The organism is Arthrobacter glycogeni, assembly GCF_054511155.1.
The window spans coordinates 1-18,593 of sequence record NZ_JBTNDE010000009.1 but is presented as its reverse complement, the minus strand read 5'-3'; the positions used below and the strand labels follow the sequence as shown (position 1 = coordinate 18,593).

Sequence of the window (18,593 nt, the reverse complement as noted above, 5' to 3'; positions counted from 1 at the left end):
CCTTTCGAGGAGCGCCATGAGCAGTGTCGGTTTGTTGTACGTTGGTGCGGTTCTTTTCATAAATGGACTCATGCTGATCGGGCTGGTCCCGGGCAAGTCCGCCGCGATCCTCAACTTCTTCGTCGGGATCATGCAGGTAGTTTTCCCGACCATCATCCTCATTCAGTCCAACAACGAGTTGTCGGTCATCTTCGGTGCGGCCGGGCTCTACCTTTTCGGGTTCACCTACCTCTATGTCGGAATTCTTCAGATGACAGGGATCAGCGGGGAGGGCCTGGGCTGGTTTTCCATCTTCGTCGCCGCCTGCGCCGTGACCATCGGAGTACTCCAGTTCACGCTGGTGGGAGACCCGGTCTTCGGGGCGATCTGGCTGACGTGGGCGGTCCTGTGGTTCCTCTTCTTCCTGCTCCTGGGGCTGGGCAAGGAATCCTTGACCTTCGTGACCGGCTGGTTCACCATTTTCGTCGCACACATCACCGGGACCATTCCTGCCTTCTTCCTCCTGAGCGGCAGGTACGAGACGAACGACGGGTACGCCGTCATCGTGGCAATCGCAGCGGCCGCCGCTCTGGGCGCGGCCTTCGTCCTTGGCCGCCGCGGCATCCCGCGGAGCAGGACGGCGCGCCAGGGCCAAGCCGTGGCGCCAGCCTAGAAAACCCGACCGCAGGAAGGACAACCCGTTCAATGCCGATTTACGAGTACCGGTGCCCCGGTTGCAGTACCTTCGAGGTCATCAGTCCGATGGGTGCAACGCCAGACCTGCAATCCTGCCCGGCCTGCGGCCAGGCGGCCCGTCGGAAGATCAGTGCACCCAACCTGTCAAAGGCCGGATCGGCGGCCTTTCAGCTCATCGATTCCACCCGGCGCAGCGCAGCTGAACCGGGGGTGGTTTCGGGGGCACTGCCGTCCGCTTCCAGCCGCAAGAGGCAGCTCTATACGTCCAATCCGCTTCACAGTAAGCTGCCGCGGCCCTAGTCCTTGGCGCGGCTAACCCAGAGGAGACGAAATGCCCGACGTCATATTTCCACTCGACTCAACAAAGAAGTTTGAGGATCAGGAAAAGATTGGACACAACCGGTGGCACCCGGAGATTCCGCCGGTGGCGACCGTCAAACCAGGGGATTCGTTCAGGGTCCACTGCCGCGAATGGTTCGACGGCGCGATCGTCAACGACGATTCCGCCGACGACATCCTCAACGCCCCGCTGCTGACCGTCCACAAGCTCAGCGGGCCGTTCGCCGTCGAGGGTGTGAAACCCGGCGACCTGCTGGTCGTCGACATTCTCGACGTCGGCCCCATCCCACAGGAAGAGTCAGGTCCGCTGGCCGGGCAGGGCTGGGGGTACACCGGCATTTTCTCGCGGAACAATGGCGGCGGCTTCCTCACCGAGCAGTTCCCCGACGCCTACAAGGCGACCTGGGACTTCACCGGCCAGGTGGCCACCTCACGACACGTACCCAACGTCTCCTACGTGGGGCTGATCCACCCGGGTTTGATGGGAACCGCGCCCTCCGCCGAGCTCCTGGCCAAGTGGAACAAGCGCGAGGGTGACCTGATCGCGACGGACCCCAACCGGGTACCGCCGCTGGCGCTGCCGCCCGAGCCGCAGTTCGCGGTGCTGGGAGGCCTGCCGGCGTCGGAGTTCGACAGGGTCGCGGGCGAGGCTGCCCGCACCGCACCCCCACGGGAAAATGGCGGCAATCAGGACATCAAGAACCTGTCGAAGGGCACCCGCATTTTCTACCCGGTGTTCGTGGACGGTGCTAACCTGTCGCTCGGGGATCTGCACTTCTCCCAGGGCGACGGCGAAATCACCTTCTGCGGCGCCATCGAGATGGGCGGGTTCATCGACCTCCGGGTCGACGTCATCAAGGGCGGCATGGAAACCTACGGGGTGAGCGAGAACGCCATCTTCATGCCGGGCATCGTGGATCCCCGCTACAGCGAATGGATTGCGTTCTCCGGTACCTCTGTGACCCTGGAGGGGGAACAGCGCTATCTCGACTCGCATCTGTCCTACCAGCGGGCCTGCCTGCACGCCATCGATTACCTGACCAAGTTCGGTTACAGCCCGGAGCAGGCCTACCTGCTGCTCGGGTCGGCGCCGATCGAGGGCCGGCTCTCCGGGGTCGTCGACATCCCCAACTCGTGTTCAACGGTGTACATCCCGACGTCGATCTTCGACTTCGACGTCCGTCCGTCGTCCGCGGGCCCACACCAGATCGACCCGGGAATGGGCGCGCCGAAGTCCAACAACGTGTAGGTGCCCTCCGCAAACCGCCGGTGCCAGTGCGCGGCTACGCTGCTGGCGCCGGTGCTGCGTGCCCACGCTCTGTCGTATCCACCCGATATTATTGAGCCATGAGCTTCAACGACAGTGCGCAGTTGGATCCGTCCCGTGTCAGTGACCGCAGGGGGCGGGGCCGAGGCCGTGGCGTGGCCATCGGTGGCGGACTGGGCGGTGGGGTTATTCTCCTGCTGTCCCTTCTGTTTGGCCCGGGTGTGGTCAACGAGCTGGGGCTCGACGGCGGTGCTGCCGGGGGCGCGGACGGCGGGAACCAGCAGACTGACGCCATCAACGCCTGCCAGACCGGCGCCGACGCCAACGAACGGCTCGACTGCAGGATCCTCGGAACCGCAGAAAGCCTCGACGCTTTTTGGCTTCCCTACCTGGAAGACTTCGGCGTCCAATACAACCAGCCGGGCGTGGTGTTGTTTACCGGTCAGACGGACACCGGGTGCGGCAACGCCACCAGCGCCGTCGGTCCGTTCTACTGTCCGCTCGATGAACAGACCTATTACGACACCGAGTTTTTCGACGACCTGGTTACCCGCTTCGGCGCCTCCGGGGGGCCGCTCGCTCAGGAATACGTCATCGCCCACGAGTTTGGGCACCACATCCAGAAAATCACGAACACGCTGAACGCAGCACAGGAGGATCCGCAGGGGCCCGAATCGGGTGCGGTTCGGGTCGAACTGCAGGCAGATTGCTATGCAGGGATGTGGGCCGGTCACGCCATCAGCGTCCCTGACGCGGAATCCGGGGAACCGTTCCTGCGCGAGTTCACCTCCACGGATCTTCAGGATGCCCTTTCCGCGGCCTCAGCGGTGGGTGACGATCGGATCCAGGAAGCCTCCACCGGCCAGGTCAATCCGGAAGGATGGACTCACGGTTCCAGCGAGCAGCGCCAGGCCTGGTTCCTGCAAGGCTACGAAACCGGCGACATCAACGCTTGCGATACCTTCAGTGCCGCAGACCTGGACGCCCCGGGGGCGTAGCCCAGGTCCATCGTCACCGGTCTGGTGAATATCCATCTGGGTCCATTCCGTTAAGACTCGTGATTGAAATCACTGCGAAACAAACACTCCGTACGGTCGGCGATACGACCTGCGGAGGGAATCACAATGAATGACAGTTTCAATAGGGAAGCAGCCGAAGCTCTTGTCAAGGGTCTCGGCAGGCGACGGTTTATGGGAGTCGTTGCGGCGTTCGGAACGCTAGCAGCAGCAACCGGGTGCACCTCCCAGGCGGTGGGCGCTAGCTCCGCTGGTACCGCCTCGGCGTCAGCGTCAGGTACCGGGGGAAACACCGCATCTTCTGGTGGGTTCGGGCAGATCCTGCAACCCAACAGCGGCACAACCAGGGGTGACGCGTATCTGGCTTCCACCCCTGAAGATGTCCTTTGGGGGTACGTGCCCACGGTCCATGCCTCGCCGGTACTGTCCATCCGGTCCGGCCAGACGGTCACCATCGACGCCTTGTCCCACGAAGGAATCCTCGAGGATCAGGGCCGGAACCCGCTCGAATACTTCGGTGGGCTGGGTGTGCCGGAGAGCAGCATCCTCGAGGACGCAGTCAGCATCGCCGCCGGGTACAACCGCACTCCCCGGGACTTCGACACCGACGGCCCGCACATCGTCACCGGCCCGGTGTCCGTCGAGGGGGCGAAGCCCGGCGATGTGTTAAAAATTGAGACGCTCGAAGCTGTCCCACGGGTGCCCTATGGTGTTGTCTCCAGCAGACACGGAAAAGGCGGCCTCGCTGTGCAGGCGGATGTTCAGCCGCCGGACGGCATCAGCCTTGAGGAAGTGATGCCTCCCGTAGCTACCGACAACAGGACATCCGGTGTCCCCTCGGACTACGGCAACGTCTCGGTCTTCACAGCTGTCGAAGACGGCAAGGGAGTCATGGTCAGCGGTGACATGACTGTCCGGTTTCCGCTGCGCTCGTTCATGGGGATGATGGGGTGTTGCGTTCGCTGAATCCGATGGACTCACCTCACCGGAAGCGAATTCCGTTCCGCCCACGCTCGGCGGCGGCAACATCGATATCCGGCACCTCGGTGCAGGCTCCACTTTCTACCTGCCGGTCAAGGCGGATGGAGCACTCTTCTACATCGGCGATCCGCACATGGGTATGGGCGACGGCGAAGTAGCCCTCACCGCGATGGAAGGATCGCTGCGCGGCACTTTCCGGTTGACCGTCTGTAAGCCCGGATCCGGTGACGCCCCCTCTGTGGCCTACAAGTACCCCTTCGGGGAAACGAAAGACGCGTGGATACCGATCGGACTATCGGATCCCGACGGCCTGGATGAGGGAGGGGTCAGCGGAGATCTGAACGTCGCCATGCGGCGAGCCATCATCAATGCCCTCGACTTCCTACAGAACGATCGAGGCATGGATCGGGCCGTCGCCTACGCCTATCTTTCCGCAGCTGCGGACTTTGCGGTGTCGCAGATCGTCGACCGCACCGTCGGCGTCCACGGCCTCATCAGCAAAGCCCACTTCGCCTAGCTGTATTACCCATTTCATCGACGTGAGCGCTGCTCATCATCATCCCAGCCATCAAGGTGTTCCTCATCTTCCAGCCAAGAACTCATCTGGCCGTTGCTGGTGCTGGCCCTGATCGGCGCGGCAGCAGCGGCGGTGCTGGCCTTGATTTGGCAGCGCAACAGACGACAATAAGCTAACCCAACAGATTTCTTTTCGCAGGGAAAACCAGAAGAAAAAACGGGGCCGGTAACTGTGTGGTGCAGAAGCCGGCGCCACCAACATTTAGTGATCCGCGCCCAGGTTCAACACCCACGGAGCATGGCCCAGTGAGCACAGCCGAACCCGCCCGGTTTATGACCATCCCCGACGTCGCCCAGGAACTGAACACCAGCACGAGCCAGATCCGCGCACTGATCAGAGCTGGGGATCTGCCAGCAATCCAGATTGGTGGCCGTGGACAATGGAGCATTGAACGGACCAGGTTGGAGGACTACATCACCGACGCCTACCAGCGCACAGCCGAGACAATCCGTCGTGGCGACCCGCCCGCCGATACCGAGCCCTAATGGCAGCTGTCCTACAGCTCATCCGGTGCAGCAGGAGTGACCGAGCCGCCCCACACCCAACCCTCCCGCTGGATTTTTATGCCAGGTTCAAAGAACGACACCTTGACCGCCGTTTTGGTCCACCCTGTCGAGTGTCCCTTCACCCAGTAAGCGCTCGATGGGTAGCGAATCCAGATGTGCACCCGGCGTGGTGTAGGGAACTCATGGGCGGGGTTAGCCGGTAAATCCAGTTCGGCGTCCGTGAGCATCACCGGTTCCTCACGCATCACCAGTTCCTCACGCATCACCAGTTCCTCAATCCACCCATCCAATAACCGGTCATAGTACTTCCTGGACCTTTTCGACGTGCCCACGGGACTGCCGCCGCTCTGCTAGCTTTCATAAACGGTGAGTACCCTTGGTGTGAGGGCCGTTAGAGATAGCGGCTCTCGGTGCCGGTGTCCTTTGAGTTCCCCCAACTCCTCAAACGCCGGCACCTTTACGTTAAATCCCGGCACCGACACTTACCCGCCGTCAGCTAGCACGCATAACCAGCGCGACGACCCATCAACGGGCCGGTCGAGGTCTGCTGATCCGTGCGATCACGATCAGAGCGGACCCTCGGGATCTGTGCCTCCAAAGCCTCTCGGGCCTCACCGTAGGTGGAGCCGCTGGCAATGATCGGGCTGGTTTTAGTCTCGCCACCACTGCGCACAGTTCCCGTCAGCTCCATCTTGAAACTTTATCCAACTTGTAGTTGCGGCACGTTCGCGCCGGTCGAGTTCGGCAGTCAAAGTTTTAGAGCCTGATTTGGATTTCAGATCAAGGTCAGCTGCGCGAATGGCGACACGGAGCAGCTGTCGCCGCCTGACTTGATTGGAAGCGTCAATCAGCCTGATAGCAACCCGCCCCTGTAAGAGCGGCGATTCCGGCCCAGGTTTCTAGTCCGCTGGATCGCCGGGATCGGATCATGGCGGACACCATCAACACCAGCAACGACCCCCATGAAACGAGCTTGACCCTTATTGGCCGATTCGGCTGGAGCCGAATAGATGCAGTGCAGCAGTTGGAAACCGACCTACTCCCGTTCATCCCGAGCAATCCGGTGCAGCCGCCATCCTTTCCACTGAGGATCCGCGAGAGTATCTAGCTTCAGAGTGGGGAAGACGATTTCTATTAGTCGAAGAATTTAGCCCGTTTAGTCAAGGGTTTGCGCAGGATTGACAAAGTATGGCGATTCCGGATTTATTCCGTTGTAGTTTCAGAGAGTGCTTCAGAATCGATCGGACCCGTTTCTTCCGATTTGATGCGGTCACACTCCGCACAGCGCTGGTTTAGGGGAGCCGCTTGCAGTCTCTTCTTCTCCGTTGCGGTGCATCCTCACTAAAACGGCAAACCCGGTGTGAACCGGGGACGCAAAGCCACGGAACCCGCTGAGGGTTCGCCGGGCTACTGAAATTGAGATAATGAAAAAATCCACCAAACTTATCGCTGCCCTTGCCGTTGCGGCCCTGGCCTTCACTGGCGGTTCCGCGCTTACAGGCACCGGACTGAGCAACACAGCTGGTTCAACCCAGTTCGTTGGGGGTACCGTCAGCCAGACCGTTACGGGCGCCACCTTGAGCAGCCTGGTCTACGGGTACACCGATAGCACCAAAACGGCCGTCAATTCCGTGACGCTGACATTCGCGGACGCCACGGGCGGTAAAACTCCCACCATTGCACTTACCGGCGGCACGGCGACGACCTTCACCTGCACGGCCATTAGCGCCACCACGTTCGTTTCCACCTGCAGCCCAGGCACCGGTCTGAGCCAGTCCGGTGTGAACAGCGCCGCTGTCACCGTCCCTAGCTAGTTCCACACCTTTAGGGGTGGGCCCGTACCTCTTACTGCGGGCCCACCCAAGGGCCTCTTATCAGTGATGAGACCAACTATTATGCTGAACCGGCTGTTCCGTCGTCTGCTGGTGGGTTTCCTTGCCGCCGCGGCTGTTGCCCTCACGGTCATCGGGGCGGCGATTATCGCTGGTCAGGCTGCGGTGGTAACCACAGACGGTGCCAGTATGAACCCGGTCTATAACGACGGGGACCTGGTAGCAATCGGCCGGGCACCATCGTATTCCGTGGGTCAGATAGCCGCCTACCGGCTGCCCGGCAGCAATGAGGTTGTGCTGCACCGTATTATCGGGGGCGGCCAAACCGCTTTCGTGTTCAAAGGCGATAACAGTCAGTCGATAGATACCGTGAAGCCCTCCGCCGAGGATCTCGTTGGCCGGGAGCTCCTGCATATCCCGCAGGGTGGGGTGTGGCTGGATCGGTTGGCCAGCCCGCCGATGCTGGCCCTGATGACTTTCGCGCTGGTAGCCGGCGGCGGCACCACCATAACCCGACGCAGACGCAGACAGAGCAGACAAAGGAGGGCGGATATGTCCCGCCACACCGTTACTGGAACCGGCTTGAGCGGGGCAGCTCGGGCGCTACCGCCACTGCTGCGGGTGGGCGCCGCCGTGACCCTCATTCTGGCAATCATTGCCTCGACGCTTGTCATCTTGGCCTGGACCGGACCGCTCAATCAACCCGCTGCTACCGAACCTGTCAGTGGCGCCCGGATGAAATTTTCCTACACCGCGGAGGTTGGTAACAGCCCAGCCTATGACGGAACTGTGGCTGAATCCCCGGATCCAGTTTTCCGTTCCCTCGCCGATACCGTCGATGTGCATTTCGCCTACCAGGGCGAACCGGGCAGCGTTACCGTGTCCGCTGAACTATCCACCCTTGGCGGATGGCGCACCACCATTCCTCTCCAAACTACAACCTCGTTCTTGGGCACTCAGTATGAAGGCACCGTAGAGCTGGACCTGGCAACATTCGAGGACAAAGCCCGGGCAGCGTCGGCCGTCACCGGCCTTCCGGAAAGCCCGATACTGATTACCCTCACTCCTCGTGTGCAGACAGCAGCGGGGCCCGACTTCGAGCCTGCGCTCACACTTGAACTAGCGCCTCTGCAGCTCAGCGTTCCCGGCGCACCGGATGCCCTCACTGTCACTAATGACGCCCCAGTGGGCCAGGCGCTTGCGGTGCCGCGGACCTTGGGACCGGAAATCTGGAACCTCACCGCAGCAAACGCCCGGATCATCTCGGCAGCCTTAATCCTCCTGACATTCCTCGCAGGCATCACTCTGACGTTGCTTGCACGACGGAACACACCAGTTGATGAAGGCGCAGCGATCCGCCGCCGCTATTCCGCGCTCCTGGTCCGGGTCCACCCGATGCCCGCTCCGCAGGGACAGCCCGTCATCGACGTCACCACTTTCGCGACGCTGGCCAAACTCGCCGAACGCTACGGCCTTCTCGTCCTCCATTGGGATAGGAGCGACGTCGAAACATTTGTCGTCCACGACGAAAGCACCACCTACCGATACCGTACGAACTCCGAAACCCCACCAACAGACGTCCTTGCCCTAACGACGGAAACAGACTCTCGGATCAACACCTAAAAAGTGAAAGCGGAACCTCTCTAGCCAAACGCCGCGCGGGTCTGAACACGAGGCTATCCATATCCAGTGCAACTATCCGCGGACGCCCGTGGACTACTGGTCTCTCTTTCAGTAGAACCCTCATTTTAGGGGGGCCCACTGTCTTAAATCTCCACAGCAGTTCAGTCTGCTGTGGCGTGATCACGTTGGTGAAGCGGCGCGGCGCTTACCGCGGTCGCAGTAAATCACTCTCCCCCTCCAGGCGGCAGAATTGAGGGAGCGAGTCACCGGCGGGGAACAGAAAACCAGCCTCGCACGAGAGTTCGGATTCAGCCGCGAGACCCTGTACCAGTATCTGAAAGCCGAGCAAATAGGTTCGCCAAGGACCAACCTCAACAGTGCAGGCTAGTCCTGACATCCAGTGCAGATGGTCTCTGCAACTGACAGTATGGATCTGGACGGCAGCAAAACCCGCCGAACTCTTCGCGGTCGCACTCCCACCCGTTCACCGAGCCGTCGACCGAGCTAGCAACGACACCGTCTAGAACCGAAAGCTCCGCCATCCGAAGCTGACACGCGCACCGGAACCTACTAAACATGAACTTCCGTACCGATGCTCCTCAGACCTTTAGTCCGGGAACCCGGTCGTTGATGTGGAATGATGCCTTGGTGCTGACTGGGGAACCTGGCGTCGTGACGTAGTCGAGCACCCGGAAGTCCGCGGTCATTGAGTCCAGGGTGATTCGGGTGTTTACGTAGCCGCGCTGATCGTTGTAGAACTTGAGGTGCGGGTTCCATGCCATGACTGGATCCATCGTTGACCCGGTGCCGTTGCCCGTCGAGGTGATAGACGTGCTGACGAGTTCGGTACCGACTATCGGCGATTCCGGGTCCTTGTAATCCACCTTGATGTCGTTTGCCCAGTTCCGGTGCACATCGCCGGTGAGAACGACGGCGTTGCGCACCTTCGAGTCCACCCAGCCTTGGGTGATGCGCTGCCGCGATGCCGCGTAGCCATCCCATCCGTCCATGGAGACGTCATCGATTTCGGGTGCCTGATCCCGGTCGCGCTCGGTGAAGAAGACCTGCTGACCCAGGATGTCCCATCGCTGGGTCGAGTTCTGGAAGCCGTTGAGGAGCCACTTTTCCTGTTCGATACCCGTGATGGTGCGGTTCCCTTCGAAACGCCCGGCCACGTTCTTCTTGAAGCCATCGCCCGCAAGCTGGTCGTCCCGGTACTGGCGGGTATCCATCATGTGAAAGTTCGCCAGCTGTCCCCACTGGAGGGTGCGGTAGATTTTCATGTCCGGGCCTGCTGGTACTGATGAAGCGCGTAGCGGCATATTCTCGTAATAGGCCTTGAATGCTGCCGCCCGGCGAAGACGGAAGCGTTCAAGCGTGTCGTTTTGCTGTGCTGCATCCATGTTCTCGGGGATGTCGTCCGCCCAGTTGTTATCGACCTCGTGGTCGTCCCACACAACCAGCCAGGGCGCGATCGCGTGCGCCGCCTGCAGATCGACGTCGGACTTGTACTGTGCGTGACGCTGCCGGTAGCCCTCCAGAGTGACGGTTTCCGGACCCTCATGATCGCGGGGATTGCCGCCGTTGATGACGTAGCTGTCTTTACGGTATTCATACAGGTAGTCGCCCAGATGCAGTACGAGGTCCGGGTGGTCTTCCGCGAGGTGCCGGTAGCCGGTGAAATAGCCGTGTTCGTACTGGGCGCAGCTGGCAAAAGCCATCGCCAGGGCGGCAGGTGTTTCACCAACTGCGGGGCTGGTGAGTGTCCGGCCCGTAACGCTGATGTGTCGTCCGCTGCGGAATCGATAGAAGTACTCTCGGCCCGGTCTGAGGCCGGCTAGCTCCACGTGCACCGAGTGGGCGTTGTCGAGGATTGCTTGTTCAACGCCGCGGGCCACCACCTTCGTCATCCGGGGATCTTCGGCAATCTCCCAGGCCACGGCGACCGGGCGGGAGGGCATGCCGCCAAGACCGTTTTCGGCGAGGGGGTCAACTGCGAGGCGGGTCCAGAGCACGAAACCATCCGGAGAAGGCTCTCCCGAGGCAACGCCGAGCATGAATGGATCCGTGCGCAGGCCCGCGTCCCGGGCAGTCGACACGCCGGCGACGGCGGCACCGGGGAGGGCGACGATGACGCCGGCACCGAGGCCGGCACTGATAAGTGATCTGCGTGAGATGGTGGTCATCGCTCGAGCCTAGGTGAAGCACTTGGACGCCTGTCGTTGCCTTGGTAAACGAGCAATGAACTGCTCGCGACGATCGAACGAACAGCCCTGTAGGCAGTCCACCAGCGATGGAAGCCAGGCCACACGGTTCAACTAGGAGAGCAGTGCACCCGCAGGGCAGTGGGGCCGATCCGAGCTCCATACCAGTTGGCGGTCATGCTGGCACTAGCGACGGGTGGGACGCTGGTCCTGTAGATTCAGCGAACCATCCTTCCAGCTCGACGCTTCATAAAAGTAGGACCTGGTAGGCCAGGACGGGCGAGACCTTAGAACCGGTGCTGCCGATCATGTGGTCAACGGCGGGCCGCTCCTGATTGACAATGGGCGCCTCGAAGTGACGGCCGCGCGGGACGGTATGGTGCATGCAAATAACCCCGGAATGTTCTACGGTTGGGCGCACAAACGAAACCCCCGCACTGTGGCCCGCACCGATACCGAGGGCCGCATCATCCTTATGACCGCCGACGGTCGTCAGACCGGTTCGCTGGGGCTCAGCATTTAGGAGGCTGCGCTGGTGGCCCAGGCGCTTGGCATGGTGGAACCCAATAACCTCGACGGCGGCGGTTCCACCACCATGATGGTCAACAAAACGGTGGTCAACGTTCCCTCGGACGCCGGCGGCGCTAAGCGTGCAGTGAAAGATGCGCTGCTGGTGCTGCCCGGCAGGAAATAGCTGACCTACCGCGGGCACCGGCGGCTTCTATCTCGCGACGCGCGCTGAGTTGGCGTCATGCGTTGTTCACTTGAGCGCCAGCGGACGTCAGCCTGCTGCTTACCTTAGCTTCCTAGCATAGGAGGACCATAAGCCCCCCAGGAAGTTGAGGATCATGTCCGTCACCCGGCCGCTCGCGCTATTGCTTGTCTGCTCTTCCCTTGCCGTTTCTGTCGCCGTTCCGGCAAACGCAAACCAGGCGCCGGAAGACGTCATCCTCGGCACGCCGCGCGAAGCAGCGCACGCCCATAATGACTATGAGCACGACCGCCCGCTGTTTGATGCCCTCGAGCATGGTTTCACTAGCGTCGAGGCTGATGTGTGGCTCGTGGACGGCGAACTGCTCGTGGCCCATGACCTCGAAGACGTCACTGCCGGCGTGACGCTCGAGAGCCTCTACCTTGATCCGCTTGACGAGCTCGTGGACGGCAAGGCCGGCAGCGTCTACCCGGGGTGGGACGGCGAGTTCCAACTGCTGGTCGACATCAAGGGTGACGCCGAGCAGACTTACGCCGCCCTTGAGGCTGAGCTCGACGAGCATCGATCCCTGCTCACGCGATTCAGCAACGGCAAGGTGAAGCAAGGGGCGGTAAGTGTCGTCGTCAGCGGCAACCGCCCCCTTGCAACGATGGCTGCCGACCAGAAGCGCTCAAGCTTCTATGACGGCCGCGCGACCGACCTGGGATCGGCGCTGCCATCCAGCCTCATGCCGCTGATCAGCAACAACTGGAACCAGCTCTTCACCTGGCAAGGTGTGGGCGAAATGCCGGCCGCTGCGCGCGAGAAGCTCCGGGCCTACGTCGCCACCGCCCATGAACAAGGCGTACGCGTCGGGTTCTGGGCGACCCCAGACCTACCCGGTGCGGCGCGTGAAGCTGTCTGGTCGGAACTGGCTGATGCCAGCGTTGACCACATCAACACGGATGACCTCGCAGCCCCCGAACGGTTCCTTGCAGCGCGCGGCTGAGCCCGATCAACAGGGTGGCCCGCCGGGCGGCTCCCGACCGAATCGCGGCCATCCTCAGCCGTTGAAGCGCCGGAGCTCAAGGTTAACTGTCGTTTAAGCCGATCTTCCGCCGCTTCACAGTTTTGCGGGCAGTTGAAGGGGTCAGTTGCGTAGAAGTCTGGTTCTGGCTCACGGAATTGGTTTGGCCCCCATAAAGGGACTGTGCGGGCGGCCACGGGCAACTCAGGTGTTGAGCCCTTGCCGGTTGGGCGTTTTGCTGGGTCATCCACCTGTGGGCGGGTGGAGTCCCCCGGGGGAGTTAGCTGAGCTGCTGTGGAGATCTCGGACAGTGGGCCCTCTTAAAATGAGGGTCTACCGAAAGTAGAGATCAGCATGACCGCATCACGCAGACGATTTACCCAGGAGTTCAAGGACGAGCTGTGCCGCGAGGTGATCAACACGTCCAAGCCGATCAAGGACGTGGCCATATCGTACGGTGTCGGTCCCGAGACGCTCCGCAACTGGTTGGTCAAGTACCGCGAGGCCAACGGCGGCACGGAGGCGGACCTGACGCTCTCGGAACGGGCCCGGCTGAAGGAGCTCGAGCGCGAAGTTCAAGAGCTGCGGGCAGAGACTGCCTTTTTGAAAAAAGCCAGCGCTTACTTCGCGCGGGAGCAGCGGTAGTGAGCAAGTATGAATTCATCGATTCCCAAAAAGCCGACCCGTCCAATCTGAATGCAGTGGTGAAAATGTGCCGCTGGTTGGCCGTCTCGACGTCCGGTTTCTATCACTGGGCCACCCGTCCGAAATCAGCCACGGCGGCCCGCCGCGAGGCCCTGACAGCCAGGATCCAGCACTACTTCGAGGAGTCCGAGGGTACCTACGGGTACCGGCGCATCCACGCCGATCTCGCCGCGGAACGAACCGAGTGCTCTCCCGAGCTGGTACGGCAAATCATGCGCTACCAAGGCCTGGTGGCCTGTCAGCCACGTCCGTTCCGCCTCACCACCGAGACCGACGCTGAGGCAGCCGCGGGCATGCCCGACCTCGTCAAGCGGGACTTCACCGCTGACCGGCCCGGCGTGAAGTTCGTCGGCGACATCACCTATATTCACACGTGGCAAGGGTTCGTCTACCTCGCCACCGTCATCGATTGTTACTCCAAGAAAGCTGTCGGCTGGTCCATCGCCGATCACATGCGCACCGAGCTCGTAGCGGATGCGCTCAAGAACGCCGCCGCTACGACCTGGATCGAGCCGGCCGCGATCTGGCACTCCGATCGGGGCAGCGTCTACACCTCGGCCGAGTTCAGGGCCTTGGTGACCGGTTTGGGCATGCGATCGTCAATGGGAAGCACGGGTGTGTGCTGGGACAACAGCATGGCCGAATCATTCTTCTCAGCACTGAAGAATGAGCGTGTCTACCGGACCGTTTACGCAACGAAATCACAGGCCCGCAGCGATGTCATCCGCTACATCGAGGGGTTTTACAACAGCCGGCGCCGTCATTCCGCGCTCGGATACCGTCGGCCTAACGAAGTCCACTATGGTTATCAACAGCCAGCCTTGGCAGCGTAGAAGAATCCACTCATTCCACTGTCCGAAATCCCCACAGCAGCCCAAGCTTAAAGCCGTGCAACTTGTGGGGGAGCGGCAGTTCCTGTGTGGGGGCGGGTTGGCGTATGTGTGTGTTGGGCGTGGTCGGAGGGTGTGTGGGGTGGTTACGAAAGAGTTTCGGATTCATACCAATCCGGTCACGGGGTGGGCCCCGAATGGGTAGTGTCCTTCAACTCCCAACAGAATTATGGAGGCACGATATGCAGAATCTTTTGACGAAGTCCCTGGCCGCAACCGCTATCAGCGGTGTGATGATCCTCGGAGGCGCCAGTATGGCCGCCGCCGACAGTACTGAGACCAGTGTGGACGAGGTCACCACTCAGGTGAGCGATAACCAAATCGCCGACAGCGGCAACGTGTCGCTGGATAACATCCTGGGTGATGCGCTGGACCTCGGTGATGTTGCGAGCAACAACAACGTGCTTAACGGGATCGACACCGATGTGTCGGATAACTTGAACGGCAATTTCAGCGGTAATGACGCTGATGTTGACGCCAATCCTGATGTGGATGCCGACGTCGATGCCGAGAACTCGGTCGACGGCTCTACTGACAGTGGCGAGGACAACGAGGGCCTGCTGGGCGGATTGCTCTAGCCAAACCTTCAATAATGGTGTGGCACCTACCCCGATCCTGGGGTGGGTGCCACACTCATGTCCTGCACCAATCACCGCTGGTCGGTCAGAGCCAGCTAGCCACTACCGCCATCCGGGTGACACTCATTTCATATCTCGATTATCTAACGACGCGGCCATGCAGGGGTGGGGTGCTAGCGGGTTTGCCGTCGGGGGTGGGGCGGCCGAGGAGGTACCCTTGGCCGTAGTCGCAGCCTAGGCCATGCAGAGCCTGGGCCTGGCTGGTGGTTTCGATTCCTTCGGCGATGATCCGCAGTTTTAGGGCGTGGGCGAGTCCGATGACGGCGTTGATGATCGCGAAGCTTTCCCGCCTGCGCGTGTCGTCGTCGAGCCCGGCGGTGAAGGAGCCATCGATCTTGATGGTATCGACGGGGAACTGGGCGAGGTAGGACAGCGAGGAGTAGCCGGTCCCGAAATCGTCGATGGCCAGATGCACTCCGATGGAGTGCAGATGAATGAGGATGTCCCGTGCCCGCTCGAGGTTGAGCATGAGAACGCTTTCGGTGATCTCCACACCGAGGACCGAACCGGGAAGCCCCTCAGTACGCAGGCTTTGCTCGATGCCGGCGGCGAACCCCGAGTTTTCCAGTTCGGACGCGGAGACGTTCACCCATACCACGGGGGTGGTTCCTCGGCCGAGGCGCCGCCGGGTGACTTCATGGAGGGCTTCGGTGAGTACCCAGTGGCCGAGGTCGGTGATCAAGCCGGCTTCCTCGGCGACGGCGATGAAGTCGCCGGGCATCAGGAGTCCATGGCGCGGGTGGTCCCACCGGACGAGGGCTTCGAGGCCGACAACCTCACCATTGGTGAGGGCGACCTGCGGTTGATAGTGCAGGCACAATTGTCCGTTCTGGATGGCGTCCTGTAGCTCTGACTCGAGCTGGACCCGCTTCCTGATCCGGGTGCCGAGGGTCTCGTCGTAAACGGCGGCGCGGTCGCGTCCGGAATCCTTCGCGGCGTACATGGCGTTGTCACTATCGCGCAGCAGCTCCTCGGCGGTGGTGTGCGCGGCGCGGGAGAAGGTAATGCCGATCGAGGCAGTGACCGTAATGTTTGTTCCGTTAACGATCAGTGGGGTCCGCAGGGCAGCCAGGAGCCGGGCGGCCGTCGCCGCCGCCCGGTCGGGGGTCGCGTCCCGGCAGAGGACCACAAATTCATCCCCGCCCAGGCGGGCCACCGTGTCGCCTTGCCGGATGACGGATTGCAGGCGTTCACCGACCAGGGTCAGCACGCGGTCGCCGGTGTGGTGTCCATGGGTGTCGTTGACGGCCTTGAAGCGGTCCACGTCGCAAAACAGCACCGCCACCCCGGTGTGGGTTGTACGGCCATCTTGTAGTGCCTGGTCCAGGCGGTCCACGAACAAAGCACGGTTCGGCAATCCGGTCAGGGTGTCGTGCAACGCCTGATGCTGCAGGGTCGCCTCGAACGCTTGGCGCTCGGTGATGTCCTCGATGTGATCGATCAACAATTCGGGAGTGTTTTCCGGGCTAGAGACGACGGAGGAAGAGTGCAGTATCCCCACAGTGGTGCCGTCGGCGTGGAGGAACCGGGTTTCGTGGCGGTGTCGGTTCGTGACTCCGCGCAGCAACGACTGGCGTTGTCGTTTAGCGTGGTCGGCGTCCTCGGGGTGGGTGACTTCCTGTACGGACATGGCTAGCAGCTCGGCCTCGTTTCGGCCGAGCAGTTCGGTCAGCGCCCGGTTGACCTGCAGGAAAGCTCCGGCGGGTGAGGTGACGGCCATGCCGATCGGAGCGTCGTCGAAGGCGCTGCGGAACAGGTGGTTCAAATCCTGCAGCGCGGCCTCGGTCTGCTTGTGCTCGGTCACGTCGGTGCAGGCCAGTACCAGGGAAGAACGCGAATTCTGGCCCGAGCCGGCGCCGGTCATGGTACCGAGGTCCGCGACACTGATTTCCAGCCACCGCCAGGTACCGTCGGCGTGTCCGAGCCGTAAGTCGGCGGTGGCGTTGCGTCCAAGGCGCAGTACGGGAGAAGGTGCCAGCAGTGCCCGGGCTCGGGCGTGGTCCTCGGGGTGAATCAGGGTGAAGAGGTCTGTCCCATCCAGGCTGTGTGGTTGGCGGCCTAGTATCCGTTCGCCGGTGGGGCTGGCCGAGGCGAGCGTATGCTGCTCATCGATGATGAGCAGCAGGTCGGAGGTGCTCGCGAGCATTCTCTGCACCGCGAGTTCGCGGTGCTTGCGGGTGGTAATGTCGCGCTGAATGGCGACCCAGTGGGTGTACCAACCCCGGGCATCAGCGACCGGTGTGATGTTAATCTGCGACCAGAACTCCACCCCGTCCTTTCTGACGTTCAACAGTTCCACCTCTACCGGTTCCCACCGATGCAACGCGGTCCGTAACCGGTCGAGTTCGGCCCGATCAGTTTTCGGCGACTGCAAGATCCGGGGGGTCAAGCCCACGATTTCGTGAGCCTCGTAGCCGGTCATCCGGGTGAACGCCGGGTTTACGTAGATGACCTTCGGCCCTCCAGAAGGTAAATCCACTGGTTCCGCCTCGGACACCAGGACGACGTCGTTAGCGTTGATGACGACCGACTTGAAGAGCGCCGCCATTTCGAACCCTGCCCCTTCAGAGCCGATGGGGAGGTCACCGTCAAAGGTCGCGGCGCTCCCGGGAAGAGCATCCAAAGGGCTAACGGCCGCCATGGAATCCTGCTGAAACGTTTCCTCTTCGTGCTGTGGAGAAGTCGACCCTCTTGAAGTGGCTCCTGAAGCACTAATGTCCTGATCACCCATGAGTTGGTGTCCCTTTCAAGGAACCGGTGGGATGGCAACCCGGTCTAGTAATCATCAAAGCGAAAAAGCAAGACGTCGTTGTCGCATCACGCACCATAGGAGGCATCGACCGTCGCCGGATACACCGCACGCGCGGACTGTAACCCAACTTTTGTGGGGATCAGCTAACCATCCAGATGGAGCGGCGAACCGAGAAGATGAGATCACCGGGCAGGTCCACCAACCCATGCACGGACGCGGCGTGCGCCCCGACATTAACCGGAATCTCGTCCCCCGCGCTGCACACCCACCGGGCATCGCAACCGGGAATCACATCTCCACAGGCAAACGACTTCACAGAGAACCCCTTATATTCAACGGCGAACATATCAAGTAGCAAACAGCATCACTTTACGTGGTAAAGAACCAATTTTGGTTCGCCAGCCAAACTATTTTTGAGTTCTCGGCAAAACGCTACGCGAAATCGTGTGGCCCCGCCCCCGACAGCACACCGGGAAAAGATCTCTTCGGTGGACGCTGCGGCACGACGCCTTGCTGATCTGGAGTCAACGCGCTCCCATCTGGTGCTTAGCGTGCTGAACACTCTCGCGGCCTGTGTTAGAGCCGATTCGGCCACTAATCCCAGCCCATACACTTCAGCACGGGGCGAGTAGCGACTACTTAGCGCAGCAATACGTGACCTGGCAGCGTAGAAGAATCCACCAATTCCGCTGTCCGAAAACCTCGCAGCAGCTCAGGCGCAGGTCCGAAATGGTTTGGGAAGTTCTTTAGGGGTGTGTGAGGCGGAATTCGGTCCATAGGGGGTAGTGGTCGGAGATCCGCAAGGATACTTCGTTTTTGGTGAGCCCGGTGAGGACGAGGGGTAGGAAGCCGATGTGGCCGGCTTTGCCG

At 61.4% G+C, this 18,593-nt stretch carries 18 protein-coding genes, 1 pseudogene and 1 riboswitch; of the genes and pseudogenes, 14 read left to right on the top strand and 5 right to left on the bottom strand.

Annotated elements, in window-relative coordinates:
• Positions 1 to 16 precede the first annotated feature (16 nt).
• The 6 genes from ACX80O_RS07740 (at position 17) to ACX80O_RS07715 (ending at position 4,795) form a co-directional block, all read left to right on the top strand.
• On the top strand, positions 17 to 652 hold the full coding sequence (locus tag ACX80O_RS07740; protein WP_459333078.1) for an AmiS/UreI family transporter: 636 nt from the start codon (positions 17 to 19) through the stop codon (positions 650 to 652).
• Between the two features lie 32 nt (positions 653 to 684).
• Positions 685 to 975, top strand: a complete 291-nt coding sequence (locus ACX80O_RS07735; protein WP_459333077.1) for an FmdB family zinc ribbon protein — start codon at positions 685 to 687, stop codon at positions 973 to 975.
• A 31-nt stretch (positions 976 to 1,006) separates the two neighbouring features.
• A complete protein-coding gene (gene fmdA / locus ACX80O_RS07730; protein ID WP_459333076.1) occupies positions 1,007 to 2,263 on the top strand; it encodes a formamidase in 1,257 nt (418 codons plus the stop codon).
• Positions 2,264 to 2,361: 98 nt separating this feature from the next.
• Positions 2,362 to 3,279 (top strand): KPN_02809 family neutral zinc metallopeptidase, encoded by a 918-nt coding sequence (ypfJ, locus tag ACX80O_RS07725; RefSeq protein WP_459333075.1) that lies wholly within the window; start codon positions 2,362 to 2,364, stop codon positions 3,277 to 3,279.
• A gap of 126 nt (positions 3,280 to 3,405) precedes the next feature.
• Positions 3,406 to 4,263, top strand: coding sequence for an acetamidase/formamidase family protein (locus ACX80O_RS07720; RefSeq protein ID WP_459333074.1), 858 nt, complete (start codon positions 3,406 to 3,408; stop codon positions 4,261 to 4,263).
• Between the two features lie 61 nt (positions 4,264 to 4,324).
• On the top strand, positions 4,325 to 4,795 hold the full coding sequence (locus tag ACX80O_RS07715) for an acetamidase/formamidase family protein (RefSeq protein WP_459333153.1): 471 nt from the start codon (positions 4,325 to 4,327) through the stop codon (positions 4,793 to 4,795).
• 14 nt (positions 4,796 to 4,809) lie between these two features.
• Here the strand turns inward: ACX80O_RS07715 and ACX80O_RS07710 are convergent, their stop codons facing one another.
• Positions 4,810 to 4,953: a hypothetical protein gene (locus ACX80O_RS07710; RefSeq protein WP_459333073.1), complete on the bottom strand. Its 144-nt coding sequence runs from the start codon at positions 4,951 to 4,953 to the stop codon at positions 4,810 to 4,812.
• A 174-nt stretch (positions 4,954 to 5,127) separates the two neighbouring features.
• On the opposite strand from ACX80O_RS07710, the gene ACX80O_RS07705 reads away from it, so the two are divergent.
• Positions 5,128 to 5,340: a helix-turn-helix domain-containing protein gene (locus ACX80O_RS07705; protein WP_459333152.1), complete on the top strand. Its 213-nt coding sequence runs from the start codon at positions 5,128 to 5,130 to the stop codon at positions 5,338 to 5,340.
• 11 nt (positions 5,341 to 5,351) lie between these two features.
• Here the strand turns inward: ACX80O_RS07705 and ACX80O_RS07700 are convergent, their stop codons facing one another.
• Complete coding sequence (locus ACX80O_RS07700) at positions 5,352 to 5,624, bottom strand: hypothetical protein (protein WP_459333072.1); 273 nt, start codon at positions 5,622 to 5,624, stop codon at positions 5,352 to 5,354.
• A gap of 1,075 nt (positions 5,625 to 6,699) precedes the next feature.
• Positions 6,700 to 6,776, top strand: a riboswitch (cyclic di-GMP riboswitch).
• Between the two features lie 9 nt (positions 6,777 to 6,785).
• On the opposite strand from ACX80O_RS07700, the gene ACX80O_RS07695 reads away from it, so the two are divergent.
• The 3 genes from ACX80O_RS07695 to ACX80O_RS07685 all read left to right on the top strand — a co-directional run bounded on the left by ACX80O_RS07695 (position 6,786) and on the right by ACX80O_RS07685 (position 9,204).
• Entirely contained in the window at positions 6,786 to 7,175 is a 390-nt protein-coding gene (locus ACX80O_RS07695; protein WP_459333071.1) for a hypothetical protein, read from the top strand.
• Positions 7,176 to 7,241: 66 nt separating this feature from the next.
• Positions 7,242 to 8,816 carry a signal peptidase I gene (locus ACX80O_RS07690; RefSeq protein WP_459333070.1) on the top strand — a complete coding sequence of 525 codons (1,575 nt, stop codon included), beginning with the start codon at positions 7,242 to 7,244 and terminating at the stop codon, positions 8,814 to 8,816.
• Positions 8,817 to 9,066: 250 nt separating this feature from the next.
• Positions 9,067 to 9,204, top strand: coding sequence for a helix-turn-helix domain-containing protein (locus tag ACX80O_RS07685; protein WP_459333069.1), 138 nt, complete (start codon positions 9,067 to 9,069; stop codon positions 9,202 to 9,204).
• Positions 9,205 to 9,415: 211 nt separating this feature from the next.
• Here ACX80O_RS07685 and ACX80O_RS07680 read toward each other — a convergent pair whose 3' ends face one another.
• Positions 9,416 to 11,002 (bottom strand): alkaline phosphatase D family protein, encoded by a 1,587-nt coding sequence (locus ACX80O_RS07680; RefSeq protein WP_459333068.1) that lies wholly within the window; start codon positions 11,000 to 11,002, stop codon positions 9,416 to 9,418.
• 280 nt (positions 11,003 to 11,282) lie between these two features.
• On the opposite strand from ACX80O_RS07680, the pseudogene ACX80O_RS07675 reads away from it, so the two are divergent.
• The 4 genes and pseudogenes from ACX80O_RS07675 (at position 11,283) to ACX80O_RS07660 (ending at position 14,911) form a co-directional block, all read left to right on the top strand.
• Positions 11,283 to 11,714: pseudogene (locus ACX80O_RS07675) on the top strand (phosphodiester glycosidase family protein).
• Positions 11,715 to 11,868: 154 nt separating this feature from the next.
• Entirely contained in the window at positions 11,869 to 12,720 is an 852-nt protein-coding gene (locus ACX80O_RS07670; protein ID WP_459333067.1) for a phosphatidylinositol-specific phospholipase C/glycerophosphodiester phosphodiesterase family protein, read from the top strand.
• A gap of 372 nt (positions 12,721 to 13,092) precedes the next feature.
• A protein-coding gene (locus ACX80O_RS07665) for an IS3 family transposase (RefSeq protein ID WP_459333066.1) occupies positions 13,093 to 14,276 on the top strand; the annotation gives its coding sequence in 2 pieces (ribosomal slippage) (positions 13,093 to 13,354 and positions 13,354 to 14,276; 1,185 coding nt in all).
• A 239-nt stretch (positions 14,277 to 14,515) separates the two neighbouring features.
• On the top strand, positions 14,516 to 14,911 hold the full coding sequence (locus ACX80O_RS07660; protein ID WP_459333065.1) for a hypothetical protein: 396 nt from the start codon (positions 14,516 to 14,518) through the stop codon (positions 14,909 to 14,911).
• A gap of 139 nt (positions 14,912 to 15,050) precedes the next feature.
• On the opposite strand, the gene ACX80O_RS07655 is transcribed toward ACX80O_RS07660, so the two are convergent.
• Together ACX80O_RS07655 and ACX80O_RS07650 are read right to left on the bottom strand one after the other, a co-directional pair.
• Complete coding sequence (locus ACX80O_RS07655) at positions 15,051 to 17,612, bottom strand: sensor domain-containing protein (protein ID WP_459333064.1); 2,562 nt, start codon at positions 17,610 to 17,612, stop codon at positions 15,051 to 15,053.
• A gap of 250 nt (positions 17,613 to 17,862) precedes the next feature.
• Complete coding sequence (locus ACX80O_RS07650) at positions 17,863 to 18,069, bottom strand: DUF1059 domain-containing protein (protein ID WP_459333063.1); 207 nt, start codon at positions 18,067 to 18,069, stop codon at positions 17,863 to 17,865.
• Between the last annotated feature and the right edge of the window lie 524 nt (positions 18,070 to 18,593).